Source organism: Acidobacteriota bacterium (assembly GCA_016195325.1).
Taxonomy (GTDB): Bacteria; Acidobacteriota; Polarisedimenticolia; order JACPZX01; family JACPZX01; genus JACPZX01.
The window spans coordinates 21238-32503 of the sequence record JACPZX010000060.1 but is presented as its reverse complement, the minus strand read 5'-3'; the positions used below and the strand labels follow the sequence as shown (position 1 = coordinate 32503).

Genomic DNA, 11266 nt, shown 5'->3' with positions numbered 1-11266 from the left:
CGATCACATCCGGTTGGCGCCCGTCCTCGCGACCAGGTTTCCGGCGCTCAGCAGAGACTCGAAAGTGCCGGCGTCGGTCCACCAGCCGTCCAGGACCTCCCACGTGAGCTCGCCTCGCTTGATGTAGGCGTTGTTCACGTCGGTGATCTCGAGCTCCCCCCGCGACGAGGGCTTGAGCGTCTTGATGATCTCGAAGACGGCCGGGTCGTACATGTAGATGCCCGTGACGGCGTAGCGCGAGGCGGGGCTCGACGGCTTCTCGTCGATGCGCACGATCCTGTCCCCCTCGAACGCGGGCACGCCGAAGCGCTGGGGATCCGCGACCTGAGAGAGGTGGATCCTCGCCCCCTTCTTCTGCGCGAGGAACTTCTCGGCGGAGATCCGGAAGTTCGTCTCGATGATGTTGTCGCCGAGGACCACGCAGATCGGCGAGCCGGCGGCGAAGTACTCGGCGAGAGAGAGCGCCGCGGCGATCCCCCCCTCCCCCTGCTGGTACGTGTAGTTCACGTGCTTGAGCCCGAACTCGGAGCCGTTTCCCAGGAGGCGCAGGAAGTCGCCCGCGCTGTTCCCCCCGGTGACGATCAGGATGTCCTCGATCCCGGCGTTGATGAGCGCCTGGAGCGGGTAGTGGATCATGGGCCGGGTGTGGACCGGGAGGAGGTGCTTGTTGGTGATCCGCGTGAGCGGGTCGAGCCGCGTGCCGAGACCGCCGGCGAGGATGATCCCCTTCATGGCGGCGTGACTTTGCCTTCCGTCCCGGCCTGTGTCAATCGGATCCGGACTCGAGCAGCCGCTCGTATCCGCGCTCGGCCTCGGAGAGGCGGATCCGGTCCACGAACGACGAGAGGGCCGTGTGGCACGCGAGCCAGTCCTTGTTGCGGGCCCAGGGCGGAAGGTAGTGCGGGCGCACGACGAGGCCGCGGCGCTGCATCCGCCGCAGCACGGGGAGATCCTCGAGCGTGACCTTCCCGGCGAAGAGCATGTCGATCTCGCGGAACCGCTTCAGCCTCATCGCCGCGCGGAGAAACGTGAAGACGCGGATGAAGTAGAAGAGGTAGGAGGCGTCCTTCGTGAACGGCCAGCGCCCGCGCACGTCCGCCCCCCGGAAAATCCGCCGCGTCGCCTCGTACGCCTCGTCGCGGGTGTACCCCAGCGCCTGATGGTGCCGGTACAGTTCGAGGAAGTCCGCCCCCTCCTCGGCCATGCGGATGCCGACGACGCGATCCTTCAGCTTGAGGAGGCGGCGGACGGTCAGGCTCTGTCCCGCCCATTCCGAGAAGACGGCGAGCCCCTCGTTGTACCGCGTCGAGCGGGGCGACGCCTTGGCGAGGCATTTCAGGAAGGGCTGCCGCAGCCCGTTGAGCGTCGTCGCGACGTGGATGTGCCCTTCATGATGCTCGAGGTACTTCACCTCGCGCCGCGTGAAGAGTGCCCCCTTCTTCACGCGGATGCGCCGCGCCCCCGCCGCGGCGTCGACCGTGAGGCGCGAGCTCACCTCGATCGTGATCCGATCGCCCGAGAAGAATCGCGACAGCCGGCGCCTCAGGATCGCCGCGACCTCCTCGTCGCGGATCCTCCCCTCCTCGCGCGCGCCGAGCTTCGCCCGTCCCCCCCCGAGAGCGGCGGCCAGGTGGCGCGCGAGGTCGAGGCTGGTCGTGTCGCCGTCGAGGAGCGGATCGGCGGGAGCTCCGTACAGCTCGCGCGAGATCGCGTGGAATCGCGACGTCCCGCGCGCCGCGAGCATCTCCGTGACGCGGGCGTACTGGTCGCACGTCTCGCGGAGGATCGCGTGCATCGGATCCCCGGCGTCGAGCGTCGAGGTGATCTCGCGGAACCGCTGCCGGACCGCGCCCGGGTCGAACCCCAGGGGAGGGATGTCGACCTCGGGGAGCTCCCGCGCGCCGCGCGCGAGGAACCGGCGGCGCACCGCGTCGGGCCACGTGACGGCGTGGAGGATCCGGATGGGGCGCTGCGCGGTGATGATGGCGGTGGAGATGGCGGCGAGCCGCTCGGCGTACGTGTCCCGTGAGGGGATTCGGGGGCTCACTTCGACCGGGCGGCGCGCCACGTGCCGCGCGCGTTCCCGAACTCCCACCTGCCCGAAAGGCCGTCCGCGTCCGCGGCCCCCTTCATCCTGACCATCTCCCCCGCCGCGTGGCGGAAGGTGAATGAGAAGTCGACTCCGACGACCTTTCCCGACGCCACGTTCAGGCTCTCCCGCCCCACGCTGAGCGTCCCCGAGAGAAGCTCGCCCTCGACCGCGAGAGAGGCCATGATGTCCTCGTGCGCGTCGGCCAGCCCCTGAAGAGTGATCCTCCACCGCCCCGCGATCCGCTCGGCGCTCGTCGGCGGGACGTTGGGATCGGCGGCCGCCCCGAGAGCGACGACGGCGAGGAGCACCGCCGCCCTCAGCCGCACCCTGAAACCTCCCATCCCGGGAATCCTTTTCTTCTTGAACGTTGACGGCGCCGCCCGCATGATCGGGTCCGCATCAGCCCGCGGAAGGTTAGTGCAGGCCCGGAGAGCATGAAAGGCGCGAGAGCCCTCACCTCGGCGATGGTCTGGATCCTGCGCGTCGCCGCGGGGGCGGCGATCCTCGTCTGCCTCGCGGGGATTCTCCTCAAGACCGATCGCGCCGCGCAGCTCGCGTCGGCGACGCTCGTGTCCGGGCTCGAGGCGGCGACGGGCCGGCAGGCCCGCGTCGGATCCTGCGCGCTGTCGCTCTTCCCGCCGTCGGCCCGGATCCGCGAGCTGGTCGTGGCGGGCTCCGGCGGCTCCTTCGATCGTCCCCTTCTCGCGGCGCGGCGGATCTCGGCGTCCCTTTCGATGGAGGAGCTCCTCCGGGGGAAGGTCGCCGTCGACGAAGTCGACGTGGACGGCGTCGAGCTGAGGTACGAGCCGGATTCCGCGCCTCGATCGCCCGGCGCCGACCACGGGGCGGCGGGCGACCCCATCGAGGTGCGCCAGATCCTCGTGCGCCACGGCACGCTCGTCTACCTCGGCTCCGCGGCCCCCTTCTCGCTCGAGGCGGCCGGGATCGAGGCCGCCGCTTCCTCGGCGGGGTGCGGCGCCCGCAACTGCGTCGACGGATCGGTGCGCGCCGGATCGTTTCGCGCCGCGTACGGGGACCACGTCCTCGCCGGCGACGCCGTGGAGGCGATCTTCTCCCTCGATCCGAGCTTCCTCAACGTCCGTCGGTTCAGCGTCCGGGGAGCCGGACTGCGGGGCTCGGGGAGCGCCGGCTGGCGCCACGCCGAAGGGGGTGCGGCCAGGGTCAGCACGAGCGTCGCCGCGACGGGGGCGGCCGCGGAGTCCCTCCTGGGAGATCTCCCGATCAGCGCCGGGGAGATCGATCTCACCGCGACCGCGGCCGTCGTGGAGGGGGCGGTGCAGGTGAGCGGGAGCGGGACGATGACGGACGTCGCCTACGCCGGCCTCGCAACGGCGCCGCGCGCGGAGGGGAGATTCACCCTCGAGGGGGGCGCCCTCACCGTCGACGTCACGGCCCGAAGCCTCACCCCGACGATCGCAGGCCCGAGCCCCGCGAGCGCCGGCGCCCTCGTCGCCCGCATCACGCGCCGTCCCGACGGGGCGAGCGAGGCGCGCGTGAAGATCTCTCCCATCCTCTATCGCGACATGCTCGGCTTCGTCGATCGCCGCCTGCCCGTCGCCGACGTGACCGCGAGCGTCGAAGGCACCGTGACGTGGCGGGCCGGCGAGGCCGCCACGCTCGACGGGTCCCTCGCCGTCCTCCTCGAGCCGTTCGCGCCGGGCCTCGGGGCCGGGACGGGCGGCGCTCCGGGGGGCCGGCCCGCGATCGCGCTGACCGGCTCGCTCGAGGCCTGGCCGGGAGCCCGCGCCGTCGCGCTGCGGGGGGGACGCTTCACGTTTCCGGGAGGGGCGTTCCGCTTCGACGGGGAGGTCTTCCGGGATCGCCGCGGGTTCGACGCCGACGTCTCGATCGATCGCGCGGAGTCCGGGGCGGTCCTCGCCGCCCTGCGCCGATTCCCGGCGGCGGCCGATCTCGCCGACGACGAGCGCATCGCGGGGGAGGTTTCGGGGCGCGCCCGCGTCGCGATGGACGACCGGGGCGTGACGGCGAATGGCGACCTGGCAGGCGTTGCCCTCACGCTCCGTCCCGGGGCCGCCGTCCTGACGGGAGTGAGCGCACGGACGGCATGGAGATACGGCCGAGGTCGCCTGGCTCTCGAAGGCCTCGAGATCCGCGGGGCGGACTGGTCGGCGTCGGCCTCGCTGAAGATGGACTCGATCCACGCCGAGCCTCTCCGCGCGGCCGACCTTGCGCTGAAGGATGTCCCGGGCGATCCGATCTGGGCCGCCCTCGGCCTCGCCTCGATGTCGGGGGGGACGATCTCGGGCGGCGCGCGGATCGATCTCGACGCTCCGGCGCCCGCCGGGACGGGCGACGCGGGCCGCGAGATCTCCCTCACCGCCCGCGGCGCGGCGTACGCGGGGATTCCTCTCGACGAGCTGAGCGTCGCGGCCGTGGCGCGCGGGCCGGTGATCGAGATCCGCCGCGGGATCGCGGTCTCCGCCGCCGGAACGGTCCAGGCGACCGGCGACTGCGCTCCCGAATCGGGCGAGGCGACCCTTCGAATCGTCTCGAGGGATCTCGACGTGGAGCGGCTCCTCGCGGCGACGCCCGGCGGGGCCCGGGGGTCCGCAGGCCTCGTCTCGTTTCAAGGCGAAGCCGTCGCGGGCCGGGCCGGCGCGACGTTCAAGGGAACGGCGCGCGGCGCGGGCCTTGTGATTTTCGGGGTTCCCGCCGGCGAGGTGACCGCCGATCTCGAGTCGGGGCCCGACGGGACGCGGGCGAGCGTCGCCGCCGCGGAGCTCGGTCTGACCGGAACCATCGGGTGGCCCCCGTCGGCCGAGGCGGCCCGGCTGGATCTCGTCCTCGACGGGACGTCGCTCGAGCGGATCCGCCCTCTCCTTCCGGCCGGGACGCTCTCCGGGCTGGCGGGGAAGGTGTCGGGACGCATTTGGGGGACGATCCCGGCGAGCGACCCGCAGGGCGCGGATCTGACCGCGCGATTCACGGCGCTCACTCTCGACGCGGGCGGGGCCGAGCTGGGAATCGACGGCGAGAGCGAGGCGACGCTTCGCGACGGGGAGGTGTGGCTCGGCCGCACGCGCATCCGCGGCAGCGGAACGGACCTCACGATCTCCGGCGTGTACGACGTGCGCGCCGGTCTCGCCGGAGCGGGGAACGCGTCGGGGCGCTTCGACGCGGCGCTCCTCAGGCTCGCCGACCCCGAGATCGAGGCGCGCGGAACGCTCGAGATCGACCTGCACGCCAACTCCGAGGAGGGGCGGCTGGTCTACGGCGGCCGGATGGCGGCAGATCTCGCGTCGCTCGCCTTTCCCGGGGCGCCTCTCCCGCTCCAGGCTTTTCGCGCGACGGCCACCGCCGCCCCCGACGGATCGCTCGACATCGAGTCGGTCGCCTTCAACTTCGCCGGGGGAGAGGTCGCCGGGACCGGGAAGGGGCAGCTCCGCGGGATCGAGGTCGTCCGCTCCGAGCTCCACCTCCACGGATCGAACCTCCAGATGACCCCGCTCCCCGACCTGACGATCCTCTTCGACGCCTCGCTCGAGATCGTGCGGAGCGGCGGCGAGGCCGCGATGAAGGGGCGCCTCGACGTCGTCCGCGCGATCTACAACCGCGAGCTCGAGCTCGAGGCGAGCCCCGCCATCGGCCGCGTCCGCGCCGCATCCGGCGAGCGGCCCCTCAGCGCCCTCCCCTCCCCCGCGCTCGACATCGACGTCGTCGCGCCGTCGGACGTTCTCGTCCGCAACAACGCCGCCCGCCTCGAAGGCTCCGCGCGGCTCCACGTCTCGGGGACGTTCGCCCAGCCCGAGATCACCGGCCGGATCTCCGTCCTCGACGGCGGGACGTTCCGCTTCCGCGAGGTCACGTACCGGACGGAGGGGGGCGGGATCGACTTCGACGACCCCGACGTCGTCGACCCGCTCCTCGATCTGACGGCCCGGACGCAGGTCCAGGCGTACGAGATCACGCTCCGCGTCCTGGGACGCTACTCGAAGCCCCGGTTCGAGCTGACGTCTCAGCCGCAGCTTCCGACGCGCGACGTCGTGGCTCTCCTCGTGACCGGCAAGACGTATGCGGAGACGTACGGCCAGGAGACCGGCGTCGCCCTCGCGGCGGAGGAGAACGTGGGGCAGTACCTGACCGCACCGCTGACCGGCTCTCTCAGCAACACGGTCGGGCGCGTCCTCAACCTGACGAGCGTGCAGATCGAGCCCCAGTTCTTCAACGGCCGCGCGGACCCGACCGCCCGCGTCACGCTGACGAAGCGCGTCTCGCCGAAGCTTCTCTTCGTGTACTCCGACAGCCTCGGCGCCAACCAGGAGCAGATCTACCAGTTCCAGTACGACCTGAGCCGCTCCTTCCAGCTCCTCGGGACGCGCAACGCCGACGGCACGAGCTCGGGTGACGTGAGGTTCCGTCACCGGTGGGGTCTTGGAGCGCGCCGCCCGAAGATCCTCGAGGCGGCGGCCGGCTCCGCGGCGGAAGGAGCCGGCGCCGAGTTCTCCCGCGGGCGGGCCGAAGTCTCCCTTCTCGACGTCACCGGGTTCGACGGCGACGCCGAGCCGTTGAAAAAGAGCCTCGGCCTCAGGCAGGGGCGGTCCTACACGCGCGGGGACGTGCTCGAGGCGCGCGAAATGCTGCGCGCGTGGCTCACGCGCCACTCGTATCCGCTCGCCTCGGTGCGCCTGGCCTCGCGCGGCGCGGAGGGGCCCGGGGGGGAGCGCACCGTCGAGCTGACGTACGACGTGAGCGCCGGCCCGAGGGTGGACACGGAGGTGATCGGGATCCGGCGCTCCCGCGCGATCAACAAGGTCATCGCCGATGCCCTCGACGGAACGGCCGGTCGCGATCAGCTCCCGGCGGCGGGAGAGGCGGCGATCCGGACCCGGCTGGGGGGCGACGGGTACGCCACGGCCGCCGTGAAGACGTCGACGGAGGTGGAGGGGGACCGGATCCGGATCACGTACGACGTGGACCGCGGCCCGAAGGCCAGCGTGCGCACCCTCGCGTTCGAGGGAAGGACCGCGGTCCCCGAGGCGGAGCTGCGCCGGGTGATGGAGACGGTCGAGAACCGGTGGAACACGACGGGGAGGCTCCGGACGCCCGCCCTCAAGCCCGACGCCGAGGCGATCCGCTCCGTCTATCTCGCGCACGGCTTTCTCGACGCGAAGGTGGACGAGCCCCGGATTCTCATGTCCCCCGACCGGAAGCGGGCCGACGTGACGTTTCGCATCGAGGAGGGGGAGGTCTGGTCGCTTCACGAGGTCACGATCGAGGGGACGACGACGTACCCGGCCTCGAGCCTGCGGGAGGCAACCCTGCTCGTCCCCGGATCGGGGATACGCCCGTCGGCGGTGGACGCCGCGGTGGAGAGGGTGCGCGACGTCCTCGACGGCAACGGGTACAACCAGGCGAGGGTGCGCAGCCGCATCGAGGGGCCGCCGGCCGCCGCGAAGGTGATCCTCGAGGTGGACGAGGGGCCGCGCCAGGTCCTCTCCTCGATCTCCATCCGGGGGAACAGCCGGACCAACGAATCGGTGATCGCGCGCGAGATCCCCCTGAAGCCCGGAGATCCGATCAGCCGCAACGGCACCCTCATCGCGCAGCGCAAGCTCTACGCCCTCGGCATCTTCCGCTCGATTGATCTGCGCATCGTCCCCGAGCCCGGGGGCGGGGAGCTGGCCCGCCTCGTCGTCACCGTCGCCGAGGGGGATCCCCTCCTCACCGCCGTCGGCGTCGGCTACAACACCGAGCAGAGCCTTCAGGAGTTCGCGCAGATCGGGCACGACAACCTGTTCGGCACCGGGCGGTCCGCCTCCCTCTTCGTGAGCCACAGCTCGCTCCAGCGCCGGGCGCAGGTGAACCTCACGGACCGAAGGCTCTTCGGCATCCCGTTCGAGGGGCTCATCACCGCCTTCTGGGAGAAGGACGAGCGCCCGTCGTTCGAGGAGCGGCGCGAGGGGGGGACGATCCAGCTCAAGCACCAGCCCACGCGGCGGTGGACGCTGCTCGGCCGGTACTCCGTGGAGGACGTGGCGCTCCTCAACGTCGACCCGAACCTGGATCCCGGCACCGACATCGGCGCGCAGGACGTGAGGCTGGCCAATGTCGCCGGGTCCCTGGTGCACGACGCCCGCGACGACATCCTGAGCCCGGCGCGCGGATCGTTCACGACGGCCGACGCGCGCCTCTACCTCGCGGCGGTGGGCTCGCAGCAGCAGTTCTCGCGCCTGTTCGTCTCGTGGGCGTGGTTCCGCTCGATCTCGGAGCGCACCGTCTTCGCGACGTCGTTCCGCATGGGCCACGAGAAGCCGATAGGATCGACCACCGACATTCCCCTCGCGGATCGCTTCTTCGCCGGCGGCGACACGACGCTGCGAGGCTTCGGCATCGACGAGGCGGGCCCCCTCGATCTCGCGACCCTGACGCCCATCGGCGGGCAGTTCTCCATCCTCGTGAACGAGGAGCTGCGTTTCCCGATCCTCGGCGGCCTCAAGGGAGTCGTCTTCTACGACGCCGGCAACGTCTTCCTGACCCCGTCCGCGATCCGGTTCACGGGCACGGCCGTCGTCAGGCAGAGGTCCATCGTCGCGGTGCAGGACGGGTTCCGCCACACCCTCGGCACGGGAATCCGGTTCGACACGCCCCTCGGCCCGCTCCGGATCGAGTACGGGCGCAAGCTCGATCCGAAGAGCGACATGTTCTGCCTGTCTCCGGGCTGCCCCCCGATGGGATCGATCGTCCGCAGGCACGAGTCGCGCTACGAGCTGTTCCTCAGCGTCGGCCAAGCCTTCTAGCCGCGCGGCTTGGACCGCCGCCGGGGTGATGCGGTAACATCCGCGCCGACCCGGCCCGCCGGCCGGTCTTCCCATTCGGAGGTCTCTCGATGGCATCCCACGCCGGGCCCGCTCTCCGCGCGTTCCTCGCGGCCCTCTCCCCCGAAACGAAGGCGGCGATCGGCGCCGCCGAGATCGAGATCCGCGAGTTCCCCTTCCGCGTCGGGCGCGAGAACCGGAAGATGCAGTGGACCGACAAGGGGATGAGGTCGGAGCGGCGCGAGCCGGCCGCGAAGCCGAACAACGACCTCTATCTCATCGAGACGAAAGAGCCCATGAACGTGAGCCGGGAGCACTTCCAGATCGAGCGGGAAGGCGTCGGGTTCGCCCTCGTCGACCGGAAGAGCACCTGCGGCACTCTGGTGGAAGGGGACGTCGTGGGAGGGCAGAACAGGGGGGGGCGCGTCACCCTTCGCGACGGCGACGTCGTCATCGTCGGAGCCTCGATCAGCCCCTACGTCTTCAAGTTCAGGGTCCAGTAGCGCCCGCGCGGGAACCCCGGAGACGCGTTCCGCGTAGAGGGCGGGGCCTTCGGGGGGAGAACTCCATCGTGCCGAACATCGTCGAGGTGGAAGCGGTCAGCATGCGCTACGGGCGCATGACGGCCCTCGACGCCGCCACGGCCGCCTTCCCCGAGGGAGCGGTCGGGCTCCTGGGCCCCAATGGCGCCGGCAAGACCACCCTCCTCAAGGTCCTTCTCGGGTTCCTCGTTCCCACGACCGGCCGCGCCCGCGTCCTCGGCATGAACGTCCTCGAACGCCCCCTCGACGTCCGGCAGGCGATCGGGTACATGCCCGAGGTCGACTGCCACATCCCGGGGCTCAACGCGGTCGAGCTGTGCTCCTACGCGGGCGAGCTCTGCGGCATGCCGCGGGTGGAGGCGATCCAGCGGGCGCACGAGGCGCTGTACTACGCGAACCTCGGCGAGGCGCGCTACCGGCCCGTCGAGACCTATTCGACGGGGATGAAGCAGCGCGTGAAGCTGGCGCAGGCCCTCGTCCACGGGCCCCGCCTCGTCTTCCTCGACGAGCCGACGAACGGCCTCGACCCCAAGGGGCGCGTCGAGATGCTCCAGCTCATCCGCGACCTCTCCAGGAAGAAGGGAGTCAACGTCATCCTCTCGAGCCACCTCCTCAGGGACGTCGAGGAGACGTGCGCGTCGGTCGTGATGCTCGCGAAGGGGAAGGTCGTCCGCCAGGGGACGATCGCCGATCTCAAGAAGGCGGCGCTCGATCTCTACGAGGTCCGCGTGAAAGGCGACCCGGACCCCTTCACGAAGTCCGTCACCGCGTGCGGCGCGTCGTGGAAGCCGATGAACGACGGGATGCTCGAGGTCTCGCTGGCGAACGGCACGGGGAGCGAGATCCTCTTCAAGGCGGCCGCGGACTCGGGGGCGCAGATAAGGCACCTGTCGCGGCGCGCTCCCACGCTCGAGGACGTCTTCGCCCGCGCGGTCGGGGCGGAATAGGAGCGCACGATGCCGATCTACGATCAGTCGTACCGCCCCTACCGCGGCACCTTCTCCTCCCACGCGACGCGCTGGGTCACGATCACCCGGACGGGCCTGCTCCAGTTCCTGAAGCGGCGCCCCTTCGTCGTCTTCATGACGCTGACCTTCATCCCCCCCATCGTCTGCGGCTTCATCATCTACTTCGCGCACCGCTTCCCGGAGCAGACGCTGACGAAGATCGACGGGGAGTTCTTCCGCCGCCTGATGGAGATCCAGACGGTGTGGTTCCTCCTCCTCGGCATCTACCCGGGCGCGGGCCTCATCTCGAACGACCTTCGCTGGAACGCGATCCAGCTCTACCTGTCGAAGCCGCTGACGAAGCTGGACTACGTCCTCGGCAAGTTCGCGACGCTCGCGACGTTTCTCGTGGGGATCACGCTGCTCCCCGGCCTCGTGCTCTTCTTCCTCGAGCTGAGCTTCTCGTCCGACTCGAAGTTCCTCGCCGCCTACTGGTGGATCCCCCTGGCGCTCGCGGGGTACGCGGCCTGCGCGGCGACGTCCTGGGGGCTCATCGTCCTCGCCATCTCCTCGCTCAGCAAGAACAGCCGGTACGTCGGCGTGCTGCTCTTCACTCTCTCGCTCTTCACGAGCGGCTTCGCCCAGTTCATGCGCGGCGTCTTCGGCCGGGACGGCGTCATCGTGATCTCCGGCATCGACTCGCTCAAGATGCTCACGTACGTCTTCTTCGGGGGCGTGAGCGAGTACGGAGATCACCGCGTCGGCGCGCTCGTGACGCTGGCCGTGATGTCGGTCGCCGCGGGGCTCGTCCTGCGATCGCGCGTCCGCGCCGTCGAGGTGGTCACGTGAGCGTCGTGCCGCCGCACGGCGACGGGAACGGGAACGGCG

General features: G+C 70.9%; 7 protein-coding genes. 4 read left to right on the top strand and 3 right to left on the bottom strand.

Going from position 1 to position 11266, the window contains the following annotated elements; all coding sequences use genetic code 11:
• Positions 1-3: 3 nt before the first annotated feature.
• The 3 genes from HY049_11365 to HY049_11355 are packed head-to-tail and all read right to left on the bottom strand — an operon-like array spanning position 4 to position 2433.
• Positions 4-732 carry an NTP transferase domain-containing protein gene (locus HY049_11365; GenBank protein MBI3449503.1) on the bottom strand — a complete coding sequence of 243 codons (729 nt, stop codon included), beginning with the start codon at positions 730-732 and terminating at the stop codon, positions 4-6.
• A 34-nt stretch (positions 733-766) separates the two neighbouring features.
• Positions 767-2047 carry a DUF1704 domain-containing protein gene (locus HY049_11360; GenBank protein ID MBI3449502.1) on the bottom strand — a complete coding sequence of 427 codons (1281 nt, stop codon included), beginning with the start codon at positions 2045-2047 and terminating at the stop codon, positions 767-769.
• Complete coding sequence (locus tag HY049_11355) at positions 2044-2433, bottom strand: hypothetical protein (protein ID MBI3449501.1); 390 nt, start codon at positions 2431-2433, stop codon at positions 2044-2046. The genes HY049_11360 and HY049_11355 overlap by 4 nt, the downstream gene beginning before the upstream one ends.
• Positions 2434-2526: 93 nt before the next feature.
• Here HY049_11355 and bamA point away from each other — a divergent pair, with 93 nt between their 5' ends.
• The 4 genes from bamA to HY049_11335 all read left to right on the top strand — a co-directional run bounded on the left by bamA (position 2527) and on the right by HY049_11335 (position 11227).
• Positions 2527-8871 (top strand): outer membrane protein assembly factor BamA, encoded by a 6345-nt coding sequence (bamA, locus tag HY049_11350; GenBank protein ID MBI3449500.1) that lies wholly within the window; start codon positions 2527-2529, stop codon positions 8869-8871.
• Positions 8872-8960: 89 nt separating this feature from the next.
• Positions 8961-9392 (top strand): FHA domain-containing protein, encoded by a 432-nt coding sequence (locus tag HY049_11345; protein MBI3449499.1) that lies wholly within the window; start codon positions 8961-8963, stop codon positions 9390-9392.
• Positions 9393-9493: 101 nt separating this feature from the next.
• The gene (locus HY049_11340) at positions 9494-10378 is read left to right on the top strand and encodes an ABC transporter ATP-binding protein (protein ID MBI3449498.1); all 885 of its coding nucleotides are present in this window, start codon (positions 9494-9496) and stop codon (positions 10376-10378) included.
• A gap of 9 nt (positions 10379-10387) precedes the next feature.
• Positions 10388-11227 carry a hypothetical protein gene (locus tag HY049_11335; GenBank protein ID MBI3449497.1) on the top strand — a complete coding sequence of 280 codons (840 nt, stop codon included), beginning with the start codon at positions 10388-10390 and terminating at the stop codon, positions 11225-11227.
• Positions 11228-11266: the final 39 nt, after the last annotated feature.

Bases quoted from the DNA above. Each gene is read 5' to 3' on its own strand.
- HY049_11365 (MBI3449503.1), bottom strand. From the start codon at position 732: ATGAAGGGGATCATCCTCGCCGGCGGTCTCGGCACGCGGCTCGACCCG.
- HY049_11355 (MBI3449501.1), bottom strand. From the start codon at position 2,433: ATGGGAGGTTTCAGGGTGCGGCTGAGGGCGGCGGTGCTCCTCGCCGTC.
- bamA (MBI3449500.1), top strand. From the start codon at position 2,527: ATGAAAGGCGCGAGAGCCCTCACCTCGGCGATGGTCTGGATCCTGCGC.
- HY049_11345 (MBI3449499.1), top strand. From the start codon at position 8,961: ATGGCATCCCACGCCGGGCCCGCTCTCCGCGCGTTCCTCGCGGCCCTC.
- HY049_11340 (MBI3449498.1), top strand. From the start codon at position 9,494: ATGCGCTACGGGCGCATGACGGCCCTCGACGCCGCCACGGCCGCCTTC.
- HY049_11335 (MBI3449497.1), top strand. From the start codon at position 10,388: ATGCCGATCTACGATCAGTCGTACCGCCCCTACCGCGGCACCTTCTCC.